A 25,987-nucleotide genomic window follows, 5' to 3' on the forward strand; every position below is an offset into this window, starting at 1 on the left:
TCCCAGTTTTTAGCACAAGCGTTTTTTAGATCTTTTTTTCTGACTGCTGCTTTTCCACTCTTTTCGCTGAAATCCCACCCGATTTGCTTAAATATTGACGCATTTTGGCCTTGCCTCGATCCATAAATGCGATCAAAGTCTTCTGTATAGCGTTTATTAATAGAGGTAGATATGTCAGCTGTACTGCGTCCTTATAAAGATCTGTTCCCCCAGAAAGGCGATCGCGTGATGATCGATGCCAGCAGTGTTGTCATCGGCGATGTGCGAATGGCGGACGATGTCAGCATCTGGCCGCTCGTTGCGATCAGGGGAGACGTTAACTATGTTGCGATAGGTGCCCGCACCAATATTCAGGACGGCAGCGTTCTGCATGTAACCCACAAATCCTCGTATAACCCTGATGGCAATCCCCTTATCATCGGAGAAGAGGTCACCGTTGGCCATAAAGTGATGCTCCACGGCTGCACGATAGGCAACCGGGTTCTGGTCGGTATGGGTTCAATCCTGCTGGATGGCGTAGTTATAGAAGATGATGTGATGATTGGCGCCGGTAGCCTGGTCCCGCAAAATAAACGACTCGAAAGCGGTTATCTCTATTTAGGCAGCCCGGTAAAACAGATCCGCCCCTTAACAGAGGCGGAAATGGAAGGATTGAAATACTCTGCGAACAACTACGTAAGATGGAAGAATGACTATTTAGATCAGGATATCCAGACCCAGCCTTGATCATCTTCCTGCTGGTCGCGGATTAAATCGCTGGCTTCCTCTTCAAGATCCCAGCGATTTTCGCAAAATACGTCCATTGCCTGAGTGCCGCCAAAGCGTTCCAGCAACACGTCCTTACTGATTGCACAGGTCAACTGCATCCCATGCACCAGTACCGGGAAACAAACGGCTTGTTTTTCCTCGTCCCAGATTTCTCTGTCGGGAAAGTGAATGGCCTGATTCACGCGGACAGTTCCTGTTTCAGCTTCTCAATCACAGGCTCGACCGCCGGCAACACGCCATGCCAAAGCAACACGGCATGGGCCGCTTGCCCCACCAGCATTCCAAGACCATCAGCCAGATGTTTTGCGCCATGCTGTTCGCACCAGTTCAGGAAAGGTGTTTTTCCATTCTGGTAGAACATGTCATAGAAAAAGAGATGGGCGCTCACCAGCGAAGCAGGAATAGCAGGGACTTCTCCGCCAATACCGCTCGAGGTTGCATTAATCACCAGATCGAACTCATGCTCCGCCAAATCATCCAGCGCGACAGCACTCACACTGCCTGTATGCGCAAACAATGCGGCTAACTCTTCGGCACGGGAGAAAGTACGGTTAGTAATGGTTACGGAACAGTCCAGAGAGAGCAGAGGCAGCAACACGCCGCGTGATGCACCACCTGCACCAATCAGCAATACCCGGAAGCCTGGCTTTATAAATGACAACCTTTCCAGATCGCTCAACAGCCCAATCCCGTCAGTGTTATCACCCAGCAGGCGCCCATCCTCAAGCCGTTTAAGCGTATTCACTGCGCCAGCAAGAGAAGCTCGCTCAGTAAGTTCATCCGCTCGCTCAAACGCTTCTTCTTTAAAGGGAACGGTGACATTCGCACCTTTACCACCCGCATCAAAAAAGGCATTCAGCGTTGCAACAAACGCATCGACTGGGGCTAGTACCCGGCCATAGGGATGGTCTATCTGCAATTGTTCAGCAAACTGCTGATGAATCAGCGGTGATTTGCTGTGAGCAATCGGATTTCCAAAAACGGCATAAGTTTCCATCATATTACCCCTGGCGAAAACGTTCGCCGGTTAAAGCATCGCGGATTTCAGAGGGATTCAGGCGCCCGCCCGTTTCACCAACAGCCACCGGGAAATCATCCCCGAATTGCGCCAGCACTTCTTCAGAAGTCCTGCAAGGTGGCAATCCGGTCAGGTTTGCGCTGGTCGACACCAAAGGTTTACCGAACGCCAGACATAGCTCAACCACCAGCGGATGATCTGTTACACGAACGGCCAGGGAATCAAAACGCCCGGTTAGCCAGCGCGGTGTTGTCGGCTGCGCCGGGAAAACAAAGGTTACAGGGCCAGGCCATGCGGAGAAGATGGTTTCCCGCTGCGCGGACGTCAGCATGGAATCATCTATATAGGGTTTGAGTTGATCGTAATTTGCTGCAATCAGTATCAGCCCTTTCTCGACAGGCCGTTGTTTCAGCTCAAGCAGACGGCCCACAGCCGTTTCGCTGTCAGGGTCGCAACCGACCCCAAATACAGCTTCTGTTGGATAAGCGATGACTTCTTCTTTTTTCAGTACGTCCACTGCATACGCAATGGAGCCTGATGGCAGGTTATTATTCACTGGTTTGATCCGCCGCAACCGGCTTTCCACATTGTTTACTGGCGCAGAAACGTTTTAAGCCTTGCGCAGTTTTCTTCTCTATTAGTAACGGATAGTCGCAATGAGGGCAGACCCCCGCTACCGGTTTGAAATTGATAACGAACTGGCATTCAGGATAGCGATCGCAAGAATGGAAGGTCTTACCAAAACGGGAACGGCGCTGAACCAGCTGTCCATTCTGACATTGTGGACATGCGATTGCCGTTTCATCTGGTTTATCAATTTGTTCTGTATGTTCACATTCAGGGTAGTGGCTGCATCCGATAAACATACCGAAGCGGCCTTGTCGCAAGGCTAACTCACCACCGCAGACAGGGCATAACTGCCCCTCCAGAATCTTAACGATATGCCCATCCGCCTGGCTTTTCAGGGGACGGACATAATCACATTCCGGATAGTGTGAACAACCGAGAAACGGACCGTGTTTCCCGGACCGAATGACAAGTTCAGCCCCGCACTGCGGGCAGGGCTCATTTTTATGCACCGTGAATAGTGCTGATTTGGCCATAACAACTCTTGGTGCTGCACCTTTGAATCAGTGCAGCATACCTTCATTCACTTCAAAGAGTAATTCTTCCATTTGTTGATAGGCATTTTCACAGCCCGGGATATTAAACAGAACCATCAGAATAACCCACTTGAGGTCTTCCAGTTCGAATTCTGCCGTATCCAGCGCCATGACGCGCTCTATCACCATTTCTCGCGTTTCGAGGTTTAGCACCTGAATCTGCTCAAGGAATAAAATAAATCCCCGGCAGCTGGCATCCAGCCTTTCACACTCTTCAGCTGTATAGATGCGAACAGACAGCGGATCGGAAGCAAGCTGCATCGGTTCGGCAAGGCCTTCCTGATAATCAGCCAGTTTCTCTAACCACATCAACGCATTATAAATATCTTCCCGCTCAAATCCCGCATCGGTAAGATCCCGTGTCAATTTGTCCTGATCCACTCGCATTTCTGCTTCGTTATGGATATAAGTCTCAAACAAATACATCAGTACGTCGAACATGGCTTGCCCTCCTTAATCGGACATAGCCGCCGGGTACAGCTGCGATCCACCCTGCTAACTCCAGTTCGAGTAGCTGTGCTACCGTTACTGGCACAGGTTGGCCGGCACGTTCAGCGACAACGTCAACAGGTGTTACCTCATCTCCTACGTTAGCCAGGAGCTTGGGAAATGGCAATGCCACCTCCTCCTGATCTGATGAATATTGTCGCTTTTCGGCTTCTCCCTGAAGCCAGTGCAGCCCATATCGCAAATTTTCCAGAATGTCCTCTGTACATGTCACTGGCGTAGCGCCCTGCTTTATCAGCCAGTGCGGCCCTTCACACCCGGGATTTCCTACTGGCCCCGGCAGAGCAAAAACCTCACGGCCCTGCTCCAGCGCACATCTGGCGGTAACAAGCGAACCGCTACGTAAGACCGCCTCAACCACAAAAACCCCGAGGCTCAACCCGCTTATAATGCGGTTACGACGAGGAAAATTACCGGGCCAGGCAGATGTTGATAAGGAGAACTCAGAAATAACCGCCCCGCCGCCCTCAATCAGTTGATCGGCAAGGGAAAGATGCCTGCGCGGATAAATACTGAAAAGGCCATTGCCCAACACCGCCACGCTGCTTCCTTTAACCGCCAGCGCCGCCCGGTGAGCGACACCATCAATCCCACAGGCCAGCCCGCTGGTTATTGTGAAGCCACATTGTGCCAGCTGCTCGCACAGGATCTTTCCCCAGCGCTGACCATACCAGGACGGCGAACGGCTCCCCACAACCCCCAGTTGGATACTATTGAGTACTTCAACATGCCCTTTAGCGAATATGGCACCGGGGTAATCCGGTATCATTCGAAGTAATGGTGGATATCGGGGATCATTCGCGGGCAGCAGACAATGACCAGGCTGTTCGAGCCAAATCAGGCTCCGCTCAAGCTCAGCCTCGCCGAGTGCAAAAAAACGCTCAGCTTGCCTAACCGACAGCCCTGCTCCTTTGATAGTAACACTATCAATATTTGTCTGGCGCAGCAGGTACGCGGCGGCTTCCAGCATTGCATCACCGCACAGTGTTGTCGTGTTGATCAGCCGTAACCATATCTCTGTAGACGTCATCCTTTTCCCTGCCATAAGCAGCCTCCGCAATCATTGCGATTGGTCACTGATGCTGTCAATCGATGGGGGATTTGTCTAGAATAGAGGTAATATTCTTATCAACTCCTGAATACGACTCTGGAAATTTATGGCAGTTTTGCAAGTGTTACATATTCCGGACGAGCGCCTTCGCATCGTCGCTGAACCGGTAAAAGAAGTGAATGCAGAAATTCAGCGTATCGTCGATGATATGTTCGATACCATGTACGCCGAAGAAGGCATTGGCCTGGCGGCTACGCAGGTTGACATTCACAAGCGTATTATCGTGATTGACGTCTCTGAAAATCGCGATGGCCGTCTGGTGCTGATCAACCCTGAACTGCTCGAGAAGAGTGGAGAAACAGGTATCGAGGAAGGCTGTCTGTCCATTCCAGAACAGCGTGCTTTAGTGCCACGTGCCGAAAAAGTGAAAATTCGCGCTCTGGATCGTGACGGTAATCCGTTCGAGCTGGAAGCTGACGAACTGCTGGCGATTTGTATTCAGCATGAGATGGATCACCTGGTCGGTAAACTGTTTATCGATTACCTCTCGCCACTGAAACAACAGCGCATTCGCCAGAAAGTAGAGAAACTGGATCGTATGCGCTCTCGTGCATAATATCCCGGGATACAAGGAATAACGTGTCTACATCGCTACGTATTATCTTCGCAGGAACTCCTGATTTTGCAGCGCGTCATCTCGACGCGCTGTTATCTTCTGGCCACCAGGTTGTGGGTGTATTTACGCAACCGGATCGCCCGGCTGGCCGCGGCAAAAAGCTGATGCCAAGCCCGGTAAAAGTGCTGGCAGAAGAGCATGGATTACCTGTATTCCAGCCAGCATCTTTACGTCCGCATGAAAATCAGCAACTTGTTGCCGATCTCAATGCCGACGTCATGGTGGTGGTGGCTTACGGTTTAATTCTGCCAAAAGCTGTTCTTGATATGCCTCGCCTGGGCTGTGTAAATGTGCACGGCTCTCTGCTGCCTCGCTGGCGCGGTGCGGCGCCTATCCAGCGTTCTTTGTGGGCAGGTGATTCTGAAACTGGCGTCACTATTATGAAGATGGACGTAGGTTTAGACACTGGCGACATGCTGTATAAACTCGCCTGCCCGATTACCGCAGAAGACACCAGCTCAACGCTTTACGACAAGCTGGCGGAACTTGGCCCTCAGGGGCTCATCGAGACACTGCAACAGCTTGCGGATAATACGGCACAGCCTGAGGGTCAGGATGAAGCGCTGGTCACCTATGCCGAAAAGCTGAGCAAAGAAGAAGCTCAGATCGACTGGTCATTGTCGGCCGCTCAGCTTGAACGCTGCATTCGAGCATTTAACCCGTGGCCGATGAGCTGGGTAATGATCGATGATCAGCCAGTAAAAGTCTGGAAAGCCTCCGTCATTGAGGGTCACTCAAGCGCAGAGCCTGGTACAATCCTCGATGCGAACAAGCAGGGTATCCAGGTTGCAACGGCAGAAGGTATTTTGAACCTTGAGTCGCTCCAGCCTGCGGGTAAGAAAGCGATGAGTGCCCAGGATCTGTTAAATTCCCGTCGCGAATGGTTTATCCCCGGCAAACGTCTTGCCTGAGAAAATTTATCCTTAAGGCCCGGTGTTTCCGGGCATTTTTATTTTTACGGCTATGAAAAAACAAAATCTACGCAGTATGGCGGCGCAGGCCGTCGAACAAGTGGTTGAGCAAGGGCAGTCGCTGAGCAATGTGCTGCCGCCACTTCAACAGAAAGTTTCGGACAAAGACAAAGCACTGCTTCAGGAGTTGTGCTTTGGTGTCCTGCGCACCCTTTCCCAGCTTGAGTGGCTGATTAACAAGCTGATGTCACGCCCGATGACAGGAAAGCAGCGCACCGTGCATTACCTGATTATGGTTGGATTCTACCAGCTGCTTCATACCCGTATCCCGCCTCACGCTGCACTGGCAGAAACGGTAGAAGGCGCCGTTGCCATTAAACGTCCGCAACTAAAAGGATTGATCAACGGAGTGCTACGCCAGTTCCAGCGCCAGCAAGAAGAGCTGCTGGCCGAATTTGCCCGGACCGAGAATCAGTACCTACACCCGTCGTGGCTGCTTAATCGTCTTAAAAAAGCGTATCCACAGCAGTGGCAGGACATCGCCGGGGCCAATAACCAGCGTCCTCCTATGTGGTTACGCATCAACCGTAATCATCATACCCGTGATGCGTGGCTTGCCCTGCTGAAAGAATCTGGTATGAACGGATTCACGCATGATGCCTACCCTGATGCCGTACGTTTAGAAACCCCGGCACCAGTACATGCGTTACCGGGTTTTGAAGAGGGATGGGTGACGGTTCAGGATGCCTCTGCTCAGGGCTGCATGACATGGCTTGAGCCCCAAAATGGTGAGCAGATCCTCGACCTTTGTGCGGCACCTGGGGGTAAGACGACTCATATTCTCGAAGTTGCCCCGCAAGCCAGTGTATTGGCTGTTGATGTCGACGAGCAGCGTCTTTCTCGCGTCTATGACAACCTGAAACGTTTAGGACTAAAGGCGCAGGTCAAACAGGGTGACGGACGCAAGCCAGCTGAATGGTGTGGTGATACACAATTCGATCGCATCTTACTGGATGCACCCTGCTCGGCTACCGGCGTGATTCGCCGCCACCCGGACATCAAGTGGCTGCGTCGCGATCGTGACATCAACGAACTTGCCCAGCTGCAAGCCGAAATTCTCGATGCGGTTTGGCCACATCTGAAATCTGGCGGGACGCTGGTGTATGCGACCTGTTCAGTTCTTCCGGAAGAAAACTGTCAGCAGATCGCGGCATTCCTGAAACGTACCCCAAATGCTTCACTGCATGGCACAGGTACGCCAGAGCGCCCTGGTCTGCAAAACTTGCCTGGTGCTGAAGAAGGCGATGGTTTCTTTTACGCTAAGCTAATCAAAGAGTGATGTGAGAACAGGCTGCAAGATATGAAGATAATCATTCTGGGTGCAGGACAGGTCGGCGGAACGCTGGCCGAAAACCTTGTTGGTGAGAATAACGACATCACAATTGTCGATACCAATGGCGATCGACTGCGCGTTTTGCAGGATAAGTTTGACCTTCGGGTTGTACAAGGCCACGGTTCACACCCACGAGTGCTTCGCGAAGCCGGTGCAGATGATGCCGATATGCTGGTTGCGGTAACCAGTTCGGACGAAACTAATATGGTTGCGTGCCAGGTTGCGTACTCGCTTTTTAACACGCCAAACAGGATTGCGCGTATCCGCTCTCCGGATTATGTCCGTGACGCGGAAAAACTGTTTAATTCTGAAGCGGTTCCGATCGACCATCTTATTGCGCCAGAACAACTGGTCATCGACAACATTTACCGCCTGATCGAATACCCTGGCGCACTCCAGGTCGTGAATTTCGCCGAAGGAAAAGTGAGCCTGGCCGTGGTTAAAGCCTATTACGGTGGCCCACTGATTGGTAATGCGCTTTCGACGATGCGCGAACATATGCCGCATATCGATACCCGCGTCGCAGCCATTTTCCGTCACGACAGGCCGATTCGTCCGCAAGGCTCGACCATTGTCGAAGCCGGTGATGAAGTCTTCTTTATTGCCGCTTCTCAGCATATCCGTGCGGTGATGAGTGAGCTTCAGCGTCTCGAAAAGCCGTACAAACGCATAATGCTGGTCGGTGGCGGTAATATCGGCGCGGGCCTGGCACGTCGGCTTGAAAAGGACTACAGCGTGAAGTTGATCGAACGCGATCAACAACGTGCGTCTGAGCTCGCTGAAAAGTTACAGAACACGATTGTGTTTTATGGTGATGCGTCGGATCAAGAGTTGCTGGCCGAAGAACATATTGATCAAGTTGATCTGTTTATTGCCGTCACCAACGATGATGAAGCGAATATCATGTCGGCCATGCTCGCAAAACGGATGGGAGCCAAAAAGGTAATGGTGCTGATTCAGCGCCGGGCCTATGTCGATCTGGTTCAGGGAAGTGTGATCGATATTGCGATTTCACCACAACAAGCCACTATTTCTGCGCTGCTGAGTCACGTTCGTAAGGCTGACATCGTTGGCGTTTCATCTCTTCGTCGTGGTGTCGCTGAGGCTATCGAAGCCGTAGCACACGGTGATGAAACAACCTCGCGCGTGGTTGGCAGGGCGATTGATGAAATTAAATTACCGCCAGGCACCATAATTGGAGCTGTGGTACGCGGCAACGATGTCATGATCGCCAATGATAATTTGCGTATCGAGCAAGGCGACCATGTCATTATGTTCCTTACCGATAAAAAGTTTATTACCGACGTCGAACGTTTATTCCAGCCAAGTCCATTCTTCCTGTAATGATCCGGGTGCTCTTTAAAGGGCTCCCGGACATTAACCCTCTTATTAATATGCCTTTAATTTTTCATAACGATTATTTATCACCAATGGAAATTAGCTAATCATTTGTTAAACTTATAATCGTCAGCGGGCACAAGGAGAACATAATGAGTTTTATTAAAGAGTTTCGCGAATTTGCGATGCGCGGGAATGTGGTGGATTTGGCTGTGGGTGTCATTATTGGTGCGGCGTTCGGTAAGATCGTTTCATCACTGGTAGCCGACATTATTATGCCACCTTTAGGGTTATTAATCGGGGGCATAGATTTTAAACAGTTCGCCGTTACGCTGCGGGATGCACAGGGTGATGTCCCGGCGGTTGTGATGCATTACGGTGTGTTCATCCAGAACATCTTCGATTTTGTGATTGTCGCGTTTGCTATTTTTATGGCGATCAAGCTTATCAACAAGCTTAACCGTAAAAAAGAAGAGCCGGCAGCAGCACCTGCTCCAACGAAAGAAGAAGTATTGTTGACCGAAATCCGCGACCTGTTAAAAGAACAAAATAACCGTTCTTAATCAGAAGGTAAAAACAGGAAGGCCAGTGGTAAAAAAGCAATTTGCTCTCTTGCCACTGGCCTCCCAGTTACCCCGATTGCCATGTTTGCCTTTACGCAGATAACTTCCTTTCCCCTTTTTGTTTTTCTCTACCCGCTGCCGGAAAAGTGGATCATGGAGCAGGGCTTCAATGGCATTGTCTTTAATTTGCCCCTTCGTATGCTGATAGCGACTCATAATTTCTCCTGAGTATGGTTTAAGTCGACCGGAGTCTAGACCTGAGCGTACTAAAAATCAACACCCCTGTGTTTCTCCACTTGCGCCCTGTTCGAGTGCCTCGAGGATCGAGCAATAGACACTGCTATGGGCCGTACCACAGCAGGCATCATTCAGGCGCTGTAGGGATCGCTGCATTGTCTGAAGCTCCTGGATCCGTTCTTCTACTTCATCCAGTCTGGCCTGAACAATGCTCTTCGACTCCTGACACGTATGATGTGTCGGATCGATGCGGATCGATAGAAGCTCGCGGATGGATTCAAGGGTAAAACCAAGCTGCCGCGCGTAACGTATAAACCGGAGACGCTGTAGGTCATTATCGGTATAAAGACGGAACCCGCCTTCCGTGCGCACCTCATGGTCAATCATCTGCTGCTTTTCGTAATAACGAATAGTATCCGGTGTAACGTTAGCAAGCTTTGCGAGTTCACCAATACGATACATAGCTACTCCTCATTCATTTTGTTCATCAGCCGTTCACAATACTCGCCGTGCAGAAAATCAGTATTCATTCCTGCCTGGCGCAGTTTCAATTCGATCAAGGCCAGGCGCCTGCTAATTTCAGGATGTCGGGGATCGTCCTTGCGTATGCCTTTCAACAAATCGACAAGTTCTACAGCCTCTTTACGCTGCTCAAGTTCCGGGGGTAAGCAACCGGCATTTTTCAGTAAACGATAACCGGAGCGTAATTCAGGCGCGACATGAGAATCGTCATCCAGCGCTATCGGAGCACCGACACCAGGAAGGTTGTCGAACTCACCTTTTCTTTGGGCATCGCAAATATGGCGTTCTGCCCACTGGTCGAGCAACCACATAATGAACTCCAGGGGATGAACAGAAAAGATACAACTATTGTAGAGAAGTGGGGATGCAGCGGATATAAAAAAACCCGCCGAAGCGGGTCTTTTTACGTTACTACAGATTACTCTGCAGCAGCTTCTGCTTTCGATTCAGAACGATCAACCAGCTCGATGTAAGCCATCGGAGCGTTGTCGCCTGCACGGAAGCCACACTTCAGAATACGAGTGTAACCACCTGCACGGCTCGCGAAACGCGGACCCAGTTCGTTAAACAGTTTTGCCACGATCTCGTTATCACGAGTACGGGCGAATGCCAGACGACGATTAGCAACGCTGTCAGTCTTGGCAAGAGTAATCAGCGGCTCAACTACGCGACGCAGCTCTTTCGCTTTAGGCAGGGTCGTCTTGATGATTTCATGACGAACCAGTGAACCTGCCATGTTGCGGAACATAGCCTGGCGATGGCTGCTGTTGCGGTTCAGTTGACGACCACTCTTACGATGGCGCATGACCTTATCCTTCTCAGTAAAACCTTAACCTGTGATCCGGTTACTCGTCAGCAATGCTTGCCGGTGGCCAGTTTTCCAGGCGCATACCCAGAGACAGACCACGTGAGGCCAGCACGTCTTTAATCTCAGTAAGAGATTTTTTACCCAGGTTCGGCGTTTTCAGCAACTCAACCTCGGTACGCTGTACCAGATCACCGATATAGTGGATAGCTTCTGCCTTGAGGCAGTTAGCAGAGCGGACAGTCAATTCGAGATCGTCAACAGGGCGCAGCAGGATCGGATCGAATTCTGGTTTCTCTTCTTTAACTTCCGGCTGACGAACATCACGTAAGTCAACGAAAGCTTCAAGTTGTTCTGCCAGGATGGTTGCCGCACGACGAATCGCCTCTTCAGGATCGATTGTGCCGTTGGTTTCCATTTCGATGACCAGCTTGTCCAGGTCGGTACGCTGTTCTACACGCGCTGCTTCAACATTGTAGGCAATACGCTCTACAGGGCTGTAACATGCGTCGACCAGCAGACGGCCGATTGGGCGCTCATCTTCTTCCGAATGAATTCGGGCAGAAGCCGGCACATAACCACGACCGCGCTGAACTTTGATACGCATGCTAATAGCTGCGTTCTCATCGGTCAGGTGGCAGATCACGTGCTGCGGCTTGACGATTTCAACATCACCGTCGTGGGTGATGTCGGCTGCAGTCACAGGGCCAATGCCAGATTTATTCAGAGTAAGAATAACTTCATCTTTACCCTGAACTCTCACCGCCAGCCCTTTCAGGTTGAGCAGGATTTCAAGGATATCTTCCTGAACGCCTTCTTTGGTGCTGTACTCATGAAGTACACCATCAATCTCAACCTCGGTCACCGCGCAACCCGGCATCGATGAGAGCAGAATACGGCGCAGTGCGTTACCCAGAGTATGGCCAAAGCCACGCTCTAAAGGCTCAAGGGTCACCTTGGCGTGCGTCGAACTCACTTGCTCGATATCTACCAGGCGCGGTTTTAGAAACTCTGTCACAGAACCCTGCATTGTGTCCTCTCTTTGGTACTAAGCTTTACTTGGAGTAAAGCTCGACGATCAGGTGTTCGTTAATGTCCGCAGACAGATCAGAACGTTCTGGCTGACGCTTGAACGTACCTTCCATCTTGCCAGCATCAACTTCCAGCCAGGTTGGCTTTTCACGCTGCTCAGCCAGCTCCAGAGCGGCTTTCACGCGAGATTGCTTTTTCGCTTTCTCACGAATGCTAACAACGTCATTCGCTTTAACCTGATAAGAAGCGATGTTAACAACACGACCGTTTACCATGATTGCTTTGTGGCTAACCAACTGGCGTGATTCAGCACGAGTAGCGCCGAAGCCCATACGGTATACAACGTTGTCCAGACGACCTTCCAGCAGAGCCAACAGGTTTTCACCAGTGTTGCCTTTCAGACGTGCTGCTTCTTTATAGTAGTTACGGAACTGACGCTCCAGCACACCGTAGATACGGCGAACTTTTTGCTTTTCACGCAACTGCACACCATAGTCAGACAGACGCGGTTTACGCGCACCGTGCTGGCCAGGAGCTTGTTCAATTTTACACTTGGTATCGATCGCGCGAACGCCAGACTTAAGGAATAAGTCGGTGCCCTCACGACGGCTCAGCTTGAGCTTAGGACCCAAATATCTTGCCATTTTCTATCTCCAACTAACCTAAAAAACGAGCGCGTTATACGCGACGTTTTTTCGGCGGACGACAACCGTTATGAGGGATCGGAGTCACATCAGTAATATTAGTGATGCGGAAACCAGCGGCGTTCAGAGCACGAACAGTAGATTCGCGGCCTGGACCCGGACCTTTAACCATAACTTCCAGATTCTTGATGCCGTATTCTTTTACGGCTTCAGCGCAACGCTCTGCTGCAACCTGAGCTGCAAACGGAGTGGATTTGCGTGAACCACGGAAACCGGAACCACCGGCTGTTGCCCAACCCAATGCGTTACCCTGACGATCAGTAATAGTAACGATGGTGTTGTTGAAAGAAGCATGGATATGAGCCACGCCGTCAGAGACTTGTTTTCTTACACGTTTACGTGCACGAACTGGTGCCTTTGCCATTATTCAATCACCCCGATTATTTCTTGATCGGTTTGCGCGGACCCTTACGGGTACGTGCGTTGGTCTTAGTACGCTGACCGCGCACTGGCAGACCACGACGATGACGCAAACCGCGATAGCAACCAAGATCCATAAGGCGCTTGATGCTCATGCTAACTTCACGGCGCAGATCACCTTCAACGACAAATTTGGCAACTTCGTCACGCAGCGTGTCGATTTGTTCTTCAGACAGCTCACTGATCTTAACATCTTCAGCGATACCCGCTGCAGCCAGAATGGCCTTAGAACGGGTCTTGCCGACGCCGTAGATCGAAGTTAATGCGATCACAGCATGTTTCTGATCAGGAATGTTAATGCCTGCTATACGGGCCACTATGCACTCCTACTATTTAATATGTACGCACCATGCTGAAAAGCCCGTTTTCAGGATACTCAAATGGAAACGTACAGACATACAAAAGATTGGCTGGCTAATCTAGCCAGCTCAACCCAACTTTGCAAGAAAAATATGCGAAATAATCAGCCTTGGCGCTGTTTATGCTTCGGCTCGGCACTGCAAATCACACGGATGACACCATCACGCTTAACGATTTTGCAGTTACGGCATAATTTCTTGACGGAAGCACGAACTTTCATTTTTACTCTCCGTAACTTCTCAGGCGACCAATTAGCGGCCGTAGCCTTTCAGGTTCGCCTTCTTCAATGCAGACTCATACTGACTGGACATCATCAGAGTTTGCACTTGAGCCATAAAGTCCATAATCACGACAACAACGATAAGCAGTGAAGTCCCACCGAAGTAGAACGGTACTTTCATTGCATCACGCATGAACTCCGGGATCAGGCAGATAAAAGTAATATAAAGCGCACCAACCAAAGTCAGGCGAGTCATTACTTTATCGATATACTTCGCCGTTTGCTCTCCCGGACGAATTCCTGGTACAAATGCACCGGACTTCTTCAGGTTATCTGCTGTTTCACGCGGGTTGAAGACCAACGCCGTGTAGAAGAAACAGAAGAAGATGATCGCAGACGCATAGAGTAACACATAAAGTGGTTGCCCAGGCTGCAAATACAGCGAAATTGTTGTCAGCCAGTTCCAACCAGTCCCGCCCCCGAACCATGACGCGATGGTCGCCGGGAACAGAATAATACTGGAAGCGAAGATTGCCGGGATTACCCCCGCCATATTCACTTTCAGCGGTAAATGTGTGCTCTGTGCAGCATAGACACGACGACCCTGCTGACGTTTAGCGTAGTTCACCACAATGCGGCGTTGACCACGTTCAACGAAGACAACAAAGAACGTCACTGCAAATACTAATACTGCAACCAACAGCAACAGGAGGAAGTGCAGGTCGCCTTGACGCGCTTGCTCGATAGTGTGGGCAATGGCTGGCGGGAGTCCCGCAACAATACCGGCGAAGATAATGATTGAGATACCGTTACCGATACCACGTTCAGTAATCTGTTCGCCGAGCCACATCAGGAACATGGTTCCTGTGACCAGACTTACAACAGCGGTGAAATAGAATGCAAAGCCCGGGTTTAACACCAGGCCCTGCATACCAGGCATATTCGGCAGACCGGTAGCAATACCGATCGACTGGAATATAGCCAGCACCAGAGTGCCGTAACGGGTGTACTGACTAATCTTACGACGTCCAGACTCCCCTTCTTTCTTCAACTCAGCTAAGGCCGGATGAACGACCGTCAGCAGCTGGATAATAATGGATGCCGAGATATACGGCATAATACCCAATGCGAAGATAGAAGCACGGCTGAGAGCACCACCAGAGAACATGTTGAACATTTCAATGATGGTGCCTCGCTGTTGCTCAAGCAGTTTGGCAAGTACAGCGGCATCGATACCAGGGATCGGAATAAAAGAGCCAATACGGAAAACAATCAGCGCGCCGATAACAAACAGCAGTCTGCGTTTCAGCTCGCCAAAACCACCTTTGGCACTTTGAAAATCTAATCCCGGTTGCTTAGCCATCTGCTACTTATTCCTCAATTTTACCGCCAGCAGCTTCGATAGCAGCACGAGCACCTTTAGTCACACGCAGGCCACGAACAGTTACCGGAGTAGAAACTTCACCAGCCAGGATCACTTTCGCGAACTCGATCTGGATGCCGATAATGTTAGCTGCTTTCAGCGTGTTCAGGTCTACAACGCCGCCTTCAACTTTCGCCAGGTCAGACAGACGGATTTCCGCTGTGATCGCTGCTTTGCGAGAGGTGAAGCCGAATTTCGGCAGACGACGGTACAGTGGCATCTGACCACCCTCGAAACCGCGACGTACGCCACCGCCAGAACGAGAGTTCTGACCTTTGTGACCACGACCACCGGTTTTACCGAGGCCAGAACCGATACCACGACCCAGGCGTTTACCCGCCTTTTTAGAGCCTTCGGCCGGAGACAGAGTATTTAAACGCATCTCTTACTCCTCAACTTTAACCATGAAGTAAACCGCGTTGACCATACCGCGAACAGCAGGAGTATCCTCGCGCTCAACAGTATGACCAATACGACGCAGACCCAGGCCAAGCAGCGTTGCCTTGTGTTTCGGCAGACGACCGATTGCACTGCGGGTTTGAGTGATTTTAATAGTCTTTGCCATGGTCAATTACCCCAGAATTTCTTCAACGGATTTACCACGCTTGGCAGCGACCATTTCTGGAGAATTCATATTTTCCAGGCCATCAATAGTTGCACGAACCACGTTGATCGGGTTGGTGGAACCATATGCTTTAGCCAGAACGTTATGAACTCCAGCAACTTCCAGAACGGCGCGCATTGCACCACCGGCGATGATACCGGTACCTTCGGAAGCTGGCTGCATGAATACACGAGAACCCGTGTGAACACCTTTAACTGGGTGTTGCAGGGTGCCGTGGTTCAGCGCGACGTTAATCATATTGCGACGGGCTTTTTCCATCGCTTTCTGGATCGCTGCTGGAACTTCACGCGCTTTACCGTAACCAAAACCAACGCGACCGTTACCATCACCAACTACAGTCAGAGCTGTGAAGGAGAAAATACGACCACCTTTAACGGTTTTAGATACGCGGTTAACCGCGATCAGCTTTTCCTGCAGTTCGCCAGCTTGTTTTTCGATGTGAGCCATCTTACACCTCTACCTTAGAACTGAAGGCCAGCTTCACGGGCAGCATCTGCCAGTGCCTGGACACGACCATGATATTGGAACCCGGAACGGTCAAAGGAAACATTGCTGATGCCTTTTTCCAGAGCGCGTTCTGCAACAGCTTTACCTACAGCTGCAGCGGCGTCTTTGTTACCGGTGTACTTCAATTGTTCTGCGATAGCTTTTTCTACAGTAGAAGCAGCTACCAGAACTTCAGAACCGTTCGGTGCAATTACCTGTGCGTAAATGTGACGCGGGGTACGATGTACCACCAGGCGAGTTGCACCCAGCTCTTTGAGCTTGCGGCGTGCGCGGGTCGCACGACGGATACGAGCAGATTTCTTATCCATAGTGTTACCTTACTTCTTCTTAGCCTCTTTGGTACGCACGACTTCGTCGGCGTAACGAACACCCTTGCCTTTGTAAGGCTCAGGACGACGGTAGGCGCGCAGATCTGCTGCAACCTGGCCAATCAGCTGTTTATCAGCGCCTTTCAGCACGATTTCAGTCTGAGTCGGACATTCTGCAGTGATACCGGCCGGCAGCGGATGCTCAACAGGGTGTGAGAAGCCCAGAGACAGGCCAACTGCATTCCCTTTGATAGCTGCACGATAACCTACACCAACCAGCTGAAGCTTTTTAGTGAAGCCTTCGGTAACACCAACAACCATTGAGTTCAGCAGGGCACGCGCGGTACCAGCCTGAGCCCATCCATCCACGAAACCATCACGTGGACCGAAGGTCAGAGCGTTGTCTGCATGTTTAACTTCAACAGCATTGTTGAGGGTACGAGTCAGCTCGCCGTTTTTACCTTTGATCGTAATAACCTGACCGTCGATTTTTACATCAACGCCGGCAGGAATAACGACCGGTGCTTTAGCAACACGAGACATTTTTTCCTCCGATTAGGCTACGTAGCAGATAATTTCGCCACCAAGACCAGCCTGGCGCGCTGCACGATCAGTCATAACACCTTTAGAGGTAGAAACAACTGCGATACCAAGACCAGCCATAACTTTAGGCAGCTCATCTTTTTTCTTATAGATGCGCAGACCTGGGCGGCTGACACGCTGAATGCTTTCTACAACAGCTTTACCCTGGAAGTACTTAAGAGTCACTTCCAGTTCCGGCTTGGTGTCGCCTTCAACTTTAAAATCTTCGATAAAACCTTCATCCTTCAGCACGTTGGCAATTGCCACTTTCAGCTTGGAGGAAGGCATGGTGACCGCAACTTTGTTCGCGGCCTGACCGTTACGGATACGGGTCAGCATATCCGCGATCGGATCTTGCATGCTCATCTGTCTTTACTCCCGTGATTCAATTGGTAATTACCAGCTAGCCTTTTTCAAGCCTGGTACTTCACCGCGCATGGCGGCTTCACGCAGTTTGATACGGCTCAACCCAAACTTGCCCACATAACCATGTGGACGACCTGTTTGACGGCAGCGGTTACGCTGACGAGACGGGCTGGAATCACGCGGCAGAGACTGCAGCTTGAGAACCGCATTCCAACGATCTTCGTCGGAAGCGTTCACATCAGAAATGATCGCTTTCAGTTCAGCGCGTTTAGCGAAGAATTTATCAGCTAAAGCTACGCGCTTTACTTCGCGTGCTTTCATTGATTGCTTAGCCATTCAGTAACCCTACCTTACTTGCGGAACGGGAAGTCAAAGGCAGCCAGCAGAGCACGGCCTTCTTCGTCAGATTTCGCAGTAGTGGTAATGGTAATATCCAAACCACGCACGCGGTCGACTTTATCGTAGTCGATTTCTGGGAAGATGATCTGCTCACGGACACCCATGCTGTAGTTACCACGACCGTCGAAAGACTTAGCGGACAAGCCACGGAAGTCACGGATACGCGGTACAGCAATAGTGATCAGGCGCTCAAAGAACTCCCACATGCGTTCGCCACGCAGAGTTACTTTACAGCCGATCGGATAGCCCTGACGGATTTTGAAGCCTGCAACTGATTTGCGTGCTTTGGTGATCAACGGCTTTTGACCGGAGATTGCTGTCAGATCAGCTGCTGCGTTATCCAGCAGTTTCTTGTCAGCGATCGCTTCACCAACACCCATGTTCAGGGTGATCTTCTCGACCCGAGGGACTTGCATGACAGAATTGTAGTTAAACTCAGTCATGAGTTTCTTAACTACTTCGTCTTTGTAGTAATCATGCAGTTTCGCCATCGTACTACTCCAAATTACTTGATAGTTTCGCTGTTAGACTTGAAGAAACGGACTTTTTTGCCGTCTTCGAATCTAAAGCCTACACGGTCAGCCTTACCGGTAGCCGCATTGAAGATTGCAACGTTAGAAACCTGAATAGCAGCTTCTTTTTCAACGATGCCGCCTGGTTGGTTCAGGGCCGGAACCGGCTTCTGATGTTTCTTAACCAGGTTGATACCTTCAACGACAAGTTTGCCGGAAGACAGAACATTTTTTACTTTACCGCGTTTACCTTTATCTTTACCGGTTAACACGATAACTTCGTCATCACGACGGATTTTCGCTGCCATGATTCGCTCCTTAGAGTACTTCTGGTGCCAGAGAGATAATTTTCATGAACTTCTCAGTACGAAGTTCACGAGTTACCGGCCCAAAGATACGCGTGCCGATAGGCTGCTCGCTGTTATTGTTTAAAATAACGCATGCATTACCATCGAAGCGAATGACAGAACCGTCAGGGCGACGAACACCCTTCTTGGTGCGCACCACTACCGCCTTCAGCACATCACCTTTTTTGACCTTACCACGTGGAATTGCTTCCTTGATGGTGATCTTGATGATGTCGCCTACGCCTGCGTAGCGACGGTGCGAGCCACCCAGAACCTTGATACACATTACGCGACGTGCACCGGAGTTGTCGGCGACGTTCAGCATAGTCTGTTCTTGGATCATTTTAGTGCTCCGCTAATGTCAACTACTACCTGAGACTCTAAAATCAGAGCCGTTAAAAAGCCCCATATCGAGGGCGCGGCATTATAACACCGCTTCTGCAATATGGGTAGAAAAAATAAACGGCTCATCGCTGAGCCGTTTATTCGTATCGAGAAGGCTTACTGTATTACAGAACCGCTTTCTCTACAACGCGAACCAGCGTCCAGGACTTAGTCTTGGACAGTGGACGGCATTCACGGATTTCAACCTTGTCGCCGATACCACATTCGTTGTTCTCGTCATGTACGTGCAGTTTGGTCGTACGCTTGATGAATTTACCGTAGATCGGGTGTTTCACAATACGTTCGATAGCAACAACGATGGATTTCTCCATTTTGTCGCTAACAACACGACCTTGCAGAGTACGGATTTTATCGGTCATTACGCACCCGCCTTCTGAGTCAGTAAAGTCTTAACGCGTGCAACATTGCGACGCACTTGCTTCAGCAGGTGAGTCTGTTGCAGCTGGCCACTTGCAGCCTGCATACGCAGGTTGAACTGCTCGCGCAGCAGGTTCAGCAGCTCGGCGTTCAGTTCTTCAACGCTTTTTTCACGCAGCTCATTTGCTTTCATTACATCACCGTCTTAGTTACAAAGGTGGTTTTAATCGGCAGTTTTGCTGCTGCAAGGCCGAATGCTTCACGGGCCAGCTCTTCCGGAACACCGTCCATTTCATACAGGACTTTGCCCGGCTGGATCAAGGCAACCCAGTACTCCACGTTACCTTTACCTTTACCCATACGAACTTCCAGTGGCTTCTCGGTGATTGGTTTGTCCGGGAATACACGGATCCAAATCTTACCTTGACGCTTAACTGCACGGGTCATTGCACGACGTGCTGCTTCGATCTGACGTGCAGTCAGACGACCACGGCCAACAGCTTTCAGACCGAAAGTGCCGAAGCTAACATCCGTACCCTGCGCCAGACCACGGTTGCGGCCTTTGTGCACTTTACGGAATTTTGTACGCTTTGGTTGTAACATCAGCGACGCTCCTTATTTACGGCCTTTACGCTGCTGCTTTTTAGGTTGAGCAGCCGGTTTTTCCGGTTGTTCAACAGCAGCCATACCACCCAGGATCTCACCTTTGAAGATCCATACCTTAACGCCGATTACACCGTAAGTGGTGTGCGCTTCAGAGGTGTTGTAGTCGATGTCAGCACGCAGAGTGTGCAGCGGTACGCGACCTTCACGGTACCATTCGGTACGTGCGATTTCCGCGCCGCCCAGACGGCCGCTAACTTCAACTTTGATACCTTTAGCGCCCAGACGCATTGCGTTCTGTACAGCACGCTTCATAGCACGACGGAACATAACACGACGTTCCAGCTGAGAAGTGATGCTGTCAGCAACCAATTTAGCGTCCAGTTCAGGCTTACGAACTTCAGCGATATTGATCTGTGCAGGAACGCCAGCGATATCCGCTACGACCTTGCGCAGTTTTTCTACGTCTTCGCCTTTCTTACCGATAACGATGCCAGGACGAGCAGTGTGAATAGTCACACGGATGCTCTTAGCTGGACGCTCGATAACGATACGAGATACAGACGCTTTAGCCAGTTCCTTAGTCAGGTACTGACGTACTTTAAAATCGCTGTCCAGGTTGTCAGCGAATTCTTTGGTGTTCGCAAACCAGGTAGAGTTCCATGGTTTTACAATACCCAGGCGAATACCATTAGGATGTACTTTCTGACCCATTGCTAGTCTCCAGAGTCTCAGCGATCGGACACAACCACAGTAATGTGGCTGGTGCGCTTCAGGATGCGATCTGCACGACCTTTCGCACGCGGCATAATGCGCTTCATGCTTGGGCCTTCGTCTACGAAAATTTTCGCAACTTTCAGATCGTCAATGTCAGCGCCATCGTTGTGTTCAGCGTTAGCAATGGCAGATTCCAGTACTTTCTTGACCAATACCGCAGCTTTCTTGTTGGTATAGGTCAGGATGTCCAGGGCCTGCGACACTTTCTTACCGCGAATCAGGTCAGCAACAAGGCGAACCTTCTGAGCAGAAGAACGAGCATGGCGATGTTGAGCTAAAGTTTCCATCTCTTCCTCCTACCTTATTTCTTCTTCGCTTTTTTATCAGCAGCGTGGCCGCGATAAGTACGAGTCGGTGCGAATTCACCCAGTTTGTGACCAACCATTTCGTCGGAAACAAAGACTGGAACGTGCTGACGACCATTATGGACAGCGATGGTCAAACCGATCATGTTAGGAAAGATCGTTGAACGACGGGACCAAGTGCGCAGGGGCTTCTTGTCTCCGCTTTCCACCGCTTTCTCTACCTTCTTCAGCAAGTGCAGGTCAATAAAAGGACCTTTCTTGAGAGAACGTGGCATGGCTTATCCTCTAAAATTATTTGCTACGGCGACGTACGATAAATTTATCAGTACGCTTGTTGCTGCGGGTCTTCTTACCTTTGGTCTGAACGCCCCACGGAGTTACCGGGTGCTTACCAAAGTTACGACCTTCACCACCACCATGTGGATGGTCTACTGGGTTCATCGCAGTACCGCGAACGGTAGGACGAACACCACGCCAGCGTGCAGCACCTGCTTTACCCAGAACGCGCAGCATATGCTCAGCATTGCCAACTTCGCCCAGAGTAGCGCGGCAGTCTGCTTCGACTTTACGCATTTCACCAGAACGCAGACGCAGGGTGACATAAGCACCGTCACGAGCAACGATCTGAACGTAAGTACCAGCGGAACGAGCCAACTGACCGCCTTTACCTGGTTTCATTTCTACGTTATGAACGGTAGAACCAACCGGGATATTGCGCATCGGCAGGGTGTTGCCTGCTTTGATTGCAGCATCAACGCCAGACTGAATCTGGTCGCCAGCTTTCAGGCCTTTAGGGGCCAGGATGTAACGGCGTTCGCCGTCTTTGTACAGAACCAGCGCGATGTTCGCGGAACGGTTCGGATCGTACTCAAGACGTTCAACAACTGCTGGGATACCGTCTTTGTTGCGTTTGAAGTCAACAATACGATAAGCCTGCTTGTGGCCACCACCGATGTGACGAGTGGTGATACGGCCATTGTTGTTACGACCACCGGATTTGCTGTTTTTTTCCAGCAACGGAGCAAAAGGTTTGCCCTTGTGCAGCTCAGGGTTAACCACTTTAACTACGTGGCGACGACCCGGAGATGTCGGTTTACATTTAACAACTGCCATTGTATTACTCCTCCGACTTACTCAGCGCCGCCAACGAAGTCCAGATTCTGGCCTTCTTTCAGGGTGACGTAAGCTTTTTTCCAGTCGCTACGACGACCGATACGCTGTCCGTGACGTTTAACTTTCCCTTTAACTACCAGGGTGTTAACGACTTCGACTTCGACTTCAAACAGTTTCTGCACAGCAGCTTTGATCTCTGCTTTGGTCGCGTCTTTAGCAACTTTGAGAACGATGGTGTTAGTTTTTTCCATCGCAGTAGACGCTTTTTCAGAAACGTGCGGTGCACGCAGCACCTTCAGCAGACGTTCTTCACGAATCATGCCAGCATCTCCTCAACTTGCTTAACAGCATCAGCAGTCATTACGACTTTGTCGAAGGCGATCAGGCTAACCGGGTCGATACCAGTCGCATCACGTACGTCAACCTTGTGCAGGTTACGTGCGGCCAGGAACAGGTTCTCGTCCAGCTCACCGGTGATGATCAGCACATCTTCCAGAGCCATGTCTTTCAGTTTCTGTGCCAGCAGCTTAGTTTTAGGCGCTTCAACAGAGAATGATTCGACAACGATCAGACGATCCTGACGTACCAGTTCGGACAGGATGCTTTTCAGCGCGCCGCGGTACATCTTTTTGTTAACTTTTTGACTGTGGTCCTGTGGACGCGCAGCGAAGGTCACGCCACCTGAACGCCAGATCGGGCTCTTGATAGAACCTGAACGCGCACGGCCGGTACCTTTCTGGCGCCATGGCTTTTTGCCAGAACCAGTTACTTCAGCACGAGTCTTCTGAGCACGAGTACCCTGACGAGCACCAGCTGCATAAGCAACAACAACCTGGTGAACCAGCGCTTCGTTGAAATCACGACCGAAGGTAGTTTCGGAAACAGTCAGCGCGCTCTGCGCGTCTTTCAATACTAATTCCATTGCTATCCCCTTACGCCTTCACAGCTGGTTTAACGATCAGGTCGCTACCGGTTGCACCCGGAACTGCACCTTTAACCAGCAGCAGGTTGCGCTCAGCGTCAACACGTACTACGTCCAGGCTCTGAACGGTTACACGTTCGTTACCCAGCTGACCTGCCATTTTCTTGCCTTTGAACACTTTGCCCGGAGTCTGGTTCTGACCGATAGAACCCGGAACGCGGTGAGACAAGGAGTTACCGTGAGTAGCGTCCTGGGTACGGAAGTTCCAGCGCTTAACGGTACCAGCAAAACCTTTACCTTTAGAGGTACCGGTTACGTCAACTTTTTTAACGTCAGCAAACAGCTCAACGCTAATGTCCTGACCTACGGTGAACTCTTCGCCTTCAGCAAGACGGAATTCCCACAGACCACGGCCAGCTTCTACGCCAGCTTTAGCGAAGTGACCCGCTTCTGGTTTGGTTACACGGTTAGCTTTTTTAGCACCAGTGGTAACCTGAACAGCGCGGTAGCCATCGTTAGCCAGATCTTTAACCTGAGTAACGCGGTTTGCTTCAACTTCGATTACGGTTACTGGGATAGAAACGCCATCTTCAGTGAAGATGCGAGTCATACCCACTTTTTTACCGACTAAACCAATCATTGTATCAACCTCTCAATCGCTCGATGACCTGATTAACCCAGGCTGATCTGCACGTCTACACCGGCAGCCAGATCCAGACGCATCAGAGCATCAACGGTTTTCTCAGTTGGCTCAACGATGTCAACCAGACGCTTGTGAGTGCGGATTTCGTACTGATCACGCGCGTCTTTGTTGACGTGCGGGGAGATCAGAACGGTGAAGCGCTCTTTGCGGGTCGGCAGCGGGATCGGACCACGGACTTGCGCACCAGTGCGCTTAGCAGTCTCGACGATTTCCGCGGTTGATTGATCGATCAGACGATGATCAAACGCTTTAAGGCGGATACGGATTCTTTGGTTCTGCATGAGACCAGAGCTCCAATTATTTTATAAACGAAAATGATTACTCCTCAAACCCATTACGATTGATGGGAGAGTGTAACCGTTCTTACGTAGCCCCCCAATTGGGAGCATTGTTGAGTAACAAAATGAGTTACTCCGGTTCAGATTGAACCAGCCGTCAATTACGACAAGCCCGCGCATTATACGTAAATCTGAGCCAGACGCAAGTGTAGTTTAGTAATTAAGCGCCTGGGACCACACTGCGTGTCGGGCCGCAGTGTGGTATGAAATGTAGCCTGGTTAACTCATTTTCCTGAAACAGGTGCGCAGCGCTAAAGTTTGTTATTTGCCACTGGCAGGCGTTGCGCAGATGATGCCCGGAAACACTCTCTGAGGTCTCAGATATGCTAACCACTCTCCCCTTTCTGATTATCTATCTTGTCCTGACGGTGCTACTGGTTCGCAGCGATATCCTTACCGGGATTTTGCCGGACAAATATCTCTGCCCGCTTTTGTGGAGCGGTCTTGTTTTTCATCTTTGCGTTAATCCTGATTTCCTACCCAACGCGGTCATTGGGGCACTGGCAGGTTACGCCGGGTTTGCGGTTATCTACTGGGGATATCGACTGGCGAGTAAACGCGAAGGAATGGGATATGGGGATGTGAAATATCTTGCTGCGCTTGGGACCTGGCACGGGTGGTGTGTTTTGCCTGTCCTTGCATTAACGGCAGCACTCACCGCGCTTCTGTATGTTGGTATCCAGTTTTGTCGTTACCCGGATAATCAGGTATTGAAAAACCCACTGCCTTTCGGGCCATTTCTGGCGGCAGCGGGTTTATGTTCTGGCTGGCAAAGTGTAATCAATCTTCCACTTTAATCTGGGACTGGAGATAGTTCTGTATACCGAGTTTACCGATGAGATCGAGTTCAGTTTCCAGCCAGTCAATGTGACCTTCTTCATCTGCCAGAATCTGGATCATCATATCGCGGCTAACATAGTCATGAACGCTGTCTGCGTAGGCGATGGCTTCACGAAGGTCTTTGGCGCCATCAAGTTCTAGCGCAAGGTCGGAACGCAACATCTCCTCGACATCTTCACCAATGCCAAGTTTGCCAAGATCCTGCAAGTTAGGAATGCCCTCAAGGAAAAGAATACGCTCGATATATTTATCGGCGTGTTTCATTTCATCGATGGATTCATGATATTCGACGTCGTTAAGACGCGTCAGTCCCCAGTTTTTAAACATTCTCGCATGGAGAAAATACTGGTTGATTGCGACAAGCTCATTTCCCAATAATTTATTGAGATAACTTATGATTTTAACATCACCTTTCATTATATAGTCCCTCCGCTTCCACTTATTGAAGCGTAGATGGGGCTACAGGGATGTCAAAAAAAAGATTGGGGCTTAAGCGATCTCTTTATACTCTGGGATCTGCATAAGCTCATCCTGCATGATTTCACGGGCTGCGCGTACACACTTACCACATTGATTTCCAACTGGAACAAATTTGCGCAACTGCTGGAACGATTGAGGCTGGAACTGGCGAACGGCCTGACGTATTTTTTTGTCACTCACACCATTACATAAACAAACGTACATAAATACTCCCGTTCAAATTATGCGCAAAGTGTAAGTGAGAATAGTTATGATTACAATAGCACATACGCGGAGATGCGGGACGGGAACGAACAAAAAATGCGAAAATTTGTGACAAGGAAAATGAAGACAATAAAAAAGGACGCCGAAGCGTCCTTTTTTTATTCAGGGATAATTAATTAGCCC

46 protein-coding genes are annotated in these 25,987 nt (G+C 50.3%); 7 read left to right on the plus strand and 39 right to left on the minus strand.

Translation table 11 applies throughout. The annotated features are described in order from the left end of the window. The first annotated feature begins 171 nt into the window (after positions 1-171). The gene (locus M987_RS03475; RefSeq protein ID WP_014072043.1) at positions 172-726 is read left to right on the plus strand and encodes a gamma carbonic anhydrase family protein; all 555 of its coding nucleotides are present in this window, start codon (positions 172-174) and stop codon (positions 724-726) included. Here the strand turns inward: M987_RS03475 and M987_RS03480 are convergent. From M987_RS03480 to dprA, 6 genes are read right to left on the minus strand one after another with little or no spacing between them, the layout of a single operon-like run. After that, entirely contained in the window at positions 702-950 is a 249-nt protein-coding gene (locus M987_RS03480; protein WP_014072044.1) for a DUF1488 family protein, read from the minus strand. The two genes, M987_RS03475 and M987_RS03480, sit on opposite strands and share 25 nt — an antisense overlap. Next, positions 947-1,765: a shikimate dehydrogenase gene (gene aroE / locus M987_RS03485; protein ID WP_041162295.1), complete on the minus strand. Its 819-nt coding sequence runs from the start codon at positions 1,763-1,765 to the stop codon at positions 947-949. Before aroE ends, M987_RS03480 begins: the two co-directional genes overlap by 4 nt. Before the next feature lie 4 nt (positions 1,766-1,769). Next, positions 1,770-2,342, minus strand: coding sequence for an L-threonylcarbamoyladenylate synthase type 1 TsaC (gene tsaC, locus M987_RS03490; RefSeq protein ID WP_014072046.1), 573 nt, complete (start codon positions 2,340-2,342; stop codon positions 1,770-1,772). After that, complete coding sequence (locus tag M987_RS03495) at positions 2,335-2,889, minus strand: DNA topoisomerase family protein (RefSeq protein WP_014072047.1); 555 nt, start codon at positions 2,887-2,889, stop codon at positions 2,335-2,337. Before M987_RS03495 ends, tsaC begins: the two co-directional genes overlap by 8 nt. A 27-nt stretch (positions 2,890-2,916) precedes the next feature. Then, positions 2,917-3,390 carry a DUF494 family protein Smg gene (gene smg, locus M987_RS03500; protein WP_014072048.1) on the minus strand — a complete coding sequence of 158 codons (474 nt, stop codon included), beginning with the start codon at positions 3,388-3,390 and terminating at the stop codon, positions 2,917-2,919. Then, on the minus strand, positions 3,362-4,486 hold the full coding sequence (dprA, locus tag M987_RS03505) for a DNA-protecting protein DprA (RefSeq protein ID WP_041162296.1): 1,125 nt from the start codon (positions 4,484-4,486) through the stop codon (positions 3,362-3,364). The genes smg and dprA overlap by 29 nt, the downstream gene beginning before the upstream one ends. A gap of 127 nt (positions 4,487-4,613) precedes the next feature. On the opposite strand from dprA, the gene def reads away from it, so the two are divergent. From def to mscL, 5 genes are all read left to right on the plus strand, one after another. Beyond that, entirely contained in the window at positions 4,614-5,123 is a 510-nt protein-coding gene (gene def / locus M987_RS03510) for a peptide deformylase (RefSeq protein WP_014072050.1), read from the plus strand. A gap of 23 nt (positions 5,124-5,146) precedes the next feature. Then, positions 5,147-6,094 (plus strand): methionyl-tRNA formyltransferase, encoded by a 948-nt coding sequence (gene fmt, locus M987_RS03515; RefSeq protein ID WP_014072051.1) that lies wholly within the window; start codon positions 5,147-5,149, stop codon positions 6,092-6,094. 52 nt (positions 6,095-6,146) lie between these two features. Beyond that, entirely contained in the window at positions 6,147-7,433 is a 1,287-nt protein-coding gene (gene rsmB, locus M987_RS03520) for a 16S rRNA (cytosine(967)-C(5))-methyltransferase RsmB (RefSeq protein WP_041162297.1), read from the plus strand. Positions 7,434-7,454: 21 nt separating this feature from the next. Next, positions 7,455-8,831, plus strand: coding sequence for a Trk system potassium transporter TrkA (gene trkA, locus M987_RS03525; RefSeq protein ID WP_013099016.1), 1,377 nt, complete (start codon positions 7,455-7,457; stop codon positions 8,829-8,831). 146 nt (positions 8,832-8,977) lie between these two features. After that, positions 8,978-9,388, plus strand: coding sequence for a large-conductance mechanosensitive channel protein MscL (gene mscL, locus M987_RS03530; RefSeq protein ID WP_014072054.1), 411 nt, complete (start codon positions 8,978-8,980; stop codon positions 9,386-9,388). Here the strand turns inward: mscL and M987_RS03535 are convergent, their stop codons facing one another. From M987_RS03535 to rpsJ, 31 genes are all read right to left on the minus strand, one after another. Then, a complete protein-coding gene (locus tag M987_RS03535) occupies positions 9,389-9,604 on the minus strand; it encodes an alternative ribosome-rescue factor A (RefSeq protein ID WP_014072055.1) in 216 nt (71 codons plus the stop codon). A gap of 57 nt (positions 9,605-9,661) precedes the next feature. Further along, positions 9,662-10,087, minus strand: coding sequence for a Zn(2+)-responsive transcriptional regulator (gene zntR / locus M987_RS03540; protein ID WP_014072056.1), 426 nt, complete (start codon positions 10,085-10,087; stop codon positions 9,662-9,664). A 2-nt stretch (positions 10,088-10,089) separates the two neighbouring features. Continuing rightward, complete coding sequence (locus M987_RS03545; RefSeq protein ID WP_014072057.1) at positions 10,090-10,458, minus strand: DnaJ family domain-containing protein; 369 nt, start codon at positions 10,456-10,458, stop codon at positions 10,090-10,092. 107 nt (positions 10,459-10,565) lie between these two features. Beyond that, a complete protein-coding gene (gene rplQ / locus M987_RS03550) occupies positions 10,566-10,952 on the minus strand; it encodes a 50S ribosomal protein L17 (protein WP_001216372.1) in 387 nt (128 codons plus the stop codon). 40 nt (positions 10,953-10,992) lie between these two features. Then, positions 10,993-11,982: a DNA-directed RNA polymerase subunit alpha gene (locus M987_RS03555; protein ID WP_002919219.1), complete on the minus strand. Its 990-nt coding sequence runs from the start codon at positions 11,980-11,982 to the stop codon at positions 10,993-10,995. A gap of 25 nt (positions 11,983-12,007) precedes the next feature. Further along, positions 12,008-12,628 (minus strand): 30S ribosomal protein S4, encoded by a 621-nt coding sequence (gene rpsD / locus M987_RS03560; protein ID WP_003863314.1) that lies wholly within the window; start codon positions 12,626-12,628, stop codon positions 12,008-12,010. A 34-nt stretch (positions 12,629-12,662) separates the two neighbouring features. Continuing rightward, on the minus strand, positions 12,663-13,052 hold the full coding sequence (gene rpsK, locus M987_RS03565; protein ID WP_003863312.1) for a 30S ribosomal protein S11: 390 nt from the start codon (positions 13,050-13,052) through the stop codon (positions 12,663-12,665). A gap of 16 nt (positions 13,053-13,068) precedes the next feature. Beyond that, a complete protein-coding gene (gene rpsM, locus M987_RS03570) occupies positions 13,069-13,425 on the minus strand; it encodes a 30S ribosomal protein S13 (RefSeq protein WP_003031135.1) in 357 nt (118 codons plus the stop codon). A gap of 146 nt (positions 13,426-13,571) precedes the next feature. Continuing rightward, a complete protein-coding gene (gene rpmJ / locus M987_RS03575) occupies positions 13,572-13,688 on the minus strand; it encodes a 50S ribosomal protein L36 (RefSeq protein WP_000868187.1) in 117 nt (38 codons plus the stop codon). A gap of 31 nt (positions 13,689-13,719) precedes the next feature. After that, positions 13,720-15,051, minus strand: a complete 1,332-nt coding sequence (secY, locus tag M987_RS03580) for a preprotein translocase subunit SecY (protein ID WP_003863305.1) — start codon at positions 15,049-15,051, stop codon at positions 13,720-13,722. A 7-nt stretch (positions 15,052-15,058) separates the two neighbouring features. Beyond that, positions 15,059-15,493, minus strand: coding sequence for a 50S ribosomal protein L15 (gene rplO, locus M987_RS03585; protein WP_003863304.1), 435 nt, complete (start codon positions 15,491-15,493; stop codon positions 15,059-15,061). A 3-nt stretch (positions 15,494-15,496) separates the two neighbouring features. Next, positions 15,497-15,676, minus strand: coding sequence for a 50S ribosomal protein L30 (gene rpmD / locus M987_RS03590; protein ID WP_003863301.1), 180 nt, complete (start codon positions 15,674-15,676; stop codon positions 15,497-15,499). A 6-nt stretch (positions 15,677-15,682) separates the two neighbouring features. Then, complete coding sequence (gene rpsE / locus M987_RS03595; protein WP_002438697.1) at positions 15,683-16,183, minus strand: 30S ribosomal protein S5; 501 nt, start codon at positions 16,181-16,183, stop codon at positions 15,683-15,685. A gap of 14 nt (positions 16,184-16,197) precedes the next feature. Next, on the minus strand, positions 16,198-16,551 hold the full coding sequence (rplR, locus tag M987_RS03600; RefSeq protein WP_013099023.1) for a 50S ribosomal protein L18: 354 nt from the start codon (positions 16,549-16,551) through the stop codon (positions 16,198-16,200). 9 nt (positions 16,552-16,560) lie between these two features. After that, positions 16,561-17,094, minus strand: a complete 534-nt coding sequence (gene rplF / locus M987_RS03605; protein ID WP_006178917.1) for a 50S ribosomal protein L6 — start codon at positions 17,092-17,094, stop codon at positions 16,561-16,563. A 12-nt stretch (positions 17,095-17,106) separates the two neighbouring features. Next, the gene (gene rpsH / locus M987_RS03610; RefSeq protein WP_014072058.1) at positions 17,107-17,499 is read right to left on the minus strand and encodes a 30S ribosomal protein S8; all 393 of its coding nucleotides are present in this window, start codon (positions 17,497-17,499) and stop codon (positions 17,107-17,109) included. Positions 17,500-17,529: 30 nt separating this feature from the next. Further along, positions 17,530-17,835, minus strand: a complete 306-nt coding sequence (gene rpsN / locus M987_RS03615; RefSeq protein ID WP_003863291.1) for a 30S ribosomal protein S14 — start codon at positions 17,833-17,835, stop codon at positions 17,530-17,532. A gap of 14 nt (positions 17,836-17,849) precedes the next feature. Continuing rightward, the gene (rplE, locus tag M987_RS03620) at positions 17,850-18,389 is read right to left on the minus strand and encodes a 50S ribosomal protein L5 (protein ID WP_001096202.1); all 540 of its coding nucleotides are present in this window, start codon (positions 18,387-18,389) and stop codon (positions 17,850-17,852) included. Between the two features lie 14 nt (positions 18,390-18,403). Further along, on the minus strand, positions 18,404-18,718 hold the full coding sequence (gene rplX / locus M987_RS03625) for a 50S ribosomal protein L24 (protein ID WP_003863287.1): 315 nt from the start codon (positions 18,716-18,718) through the stop codon (positions 18,404-18,406). A gap of 10 nt (positions 18,719-18,728) precedes the next feature. Continuing rightward, positions 18,729-19,100: a 50S ribosomal protein L14 gene (gene rplN / locus M987_RS03630; protein WP_002919748.1), complete on the minus strand. Its 372-nt coding sequence runs from the start codon at positions 19,098-19,100 to the stop codon at positions 18,729-18,731. A gap of 166 nt (positions 19,101-19,266) precedes the next feature. Then, complete coding sequence (gene rpsQ / locus M987_RS03635) at positions 19,267-19,521, minus strand: 30S ribosomal protein S17 (RefSeq protein WP_008503489.1); 255 nt, start codon at positions 19,519-19,521, stop codon at positions 19,267-19,269. Continuing rightward, positions 19,521-19,712: a 50S ribosomal protein L29 gene (rpmC, locus tag M987_RS03640; protein WP_006817276.1), complete on the minus strand. Its 192-nt coding sequence runs from the start codon at positions 19,710-19,712 to the stop codon at positions 19,521-19,523. Before rpmC ends, rpsQ begins: the two co-directional genes overlap by 1 nt. Continuing rightward, positions 19,712-20,122, minus strand: a complete 411-nt coding sequence (gene rplP / locus M987_RS03645) for a 50S ribosomal protein L16 (RefSeq protein WP_002919759.1) — start codon at positions 20,120-20,122, stop codon at positions 19,712-19,714. Before rplP ends, rpmC begins: the two co-directional genes overlap by 1 nt. 12 nt (positions 20,123-20,134) lie before the next feature. Beyond that, positions 20,135-20,836, minus strand: coding sequence for a 30S ribosomal protein S3 (gene rpsC / locus M987_RS03650; protein WP_000529945.1), 702 nt, complete (start codon positions 20,834-20,836; stop codon positions 20,135-20,137). A 17-nt stretch (positions 20,837-20,853) separates the two neighbouring features. After that, complete coding sequence (gene rplV, locus M987_RS03655; protein WP_002919773.1) at positions 20,854-21,186, minus strand: 50S ribosomal protein L22; 333 nt, start codon at positions 21,184-21,186, stop codon at positions 20,854-20,856. A gap of 14 nt (positions 21,187-21,200) precedes the next feature. Next, complete coding sequence (rpsS, locus tag M987_RS03660) at positions 21,201-21,479, minus strand: 30S ribosomal protein S19 (protein WP_001138115.1); 279 nt, start codon at positions 21,477-21,479, stop codon at positions 21,201-21,203. A gap of 16 nt (positions 21,480-21,495) precedes the next feature. After that, positions 21,496-22,317: a 50S ribosomal protein L2 gene (rplB, locus tag M987_RS03665; RefSeq protein WP_000301859.1), complete on the minus strand. Its 822-nt coding sequence runs from the start codon at positions 22,315-22,317 to the stop codon at positions 21,496-21,498. Positions 22,318-22,334: 17 nt separating this feature from the next. After that, positions 22,335-22,637 carry a 50S ribosomal protein L23 gene (gene rplW / locus M987_RS03670; protein WP_000617546.1) on the minus strand — a complete coding sequence of 101 codons (303 nt, stop codon included), beginning with the start codon at positions 22,635-22,637 and terminating at the stop codon, positions 22,335-22,337. Then, entirely contained in the window at positions 22,634-23,239 is a 606-nt protein-coding gene (rplD, locus tag M987_RS03675) for a 50S ribosomal protein L4 (protein ID WP_003031119.1), read from the minus strand. The genes rplW and rplD overlap by 4 nt, the downstream gene beginning before the upstream one ends. Positions 23,240-23,249: 10 nt before the next feature. Continuing rightward, complete coding sequence (gene rplC, locus M987_RS03680; protein WP_006178923.1) at positions 23,250-23,879, minus strand: 50S ribosomal protein L3; 630 nt, start codon at positions 23,877-23,879, stop codon at positions 23,250-23,252. Between the two features lie 32 nt (positions 23,880-23,911). Then, positions 23,912-24,223 (minus strand): 30S ribosomal protein S10, encoded by a 312-nt coding sequence (gene rpsJ / locus M987_RS03685; RefSeq protein WP_001181005.1) that lies wholly within the window; start codon positions 24,221-24,223, stop codon positions 23,912-23,914. Positions 24,224-24,603: 380 nt separating this feature from the next. On the opposite strand from rpsJ, the gene M987_RS03690 reads away from it, so the two are divergent. Then, positions 24,604-25,077, plus strand: coding sequence for a prepilin peptidase (locus M987_RS03690; protein WP_014072059.1), 474 nt, complete (start codon positions 24,604-24,606; stop codon positions 25,075-25,077). On the opposite strand, the gene bfr is transcribed toward M987_RS03690, so the two are convergent. Together bfr and bfd are read right to left on the minus strand one after the other, a co-directional pair. Then, positions 25,061-25,537: a bacterioferritin gene (gene bfr / locus M987_RS03695; protein ID WP_014072060.1), complete on the minus strand. Its 477-nt coding sequence runs from the start codon at positions 25,535-25,537 to the stop codon at positions 25,061-25,063. The two genes, M987_RS03690 and bfr, sit on opposite strands and share 17 nt — an antisense overlap. 72 nt (positions 25,538-25,609) lie before the next feature. Then, positions 25,610-25,804, minus strand: a complete 195-nt coding sequence (gene bfd / locus M987_RS03700) for a bacterioferritin-associated ferredoxin (RefSeq protein WP_008503493.1) — start codon at positions 25,802-25,804, stop codon at positions 25,610-25,612. Between the last annotated feature and the right edge of the window lie 183 nt (positions 25,805-25,987).

It is taken from the genome of Enterobacter soli ATCC BAA-2102, assembly GCF_001654845.1.
GTDB classification, from domain to species: domain Bacteria; phylum Pseudomonadota; class Gammaproteobacteria; order Enterobacterales; family Enterobacteriaceae; genus Enterobacter; species Enterobacter soli.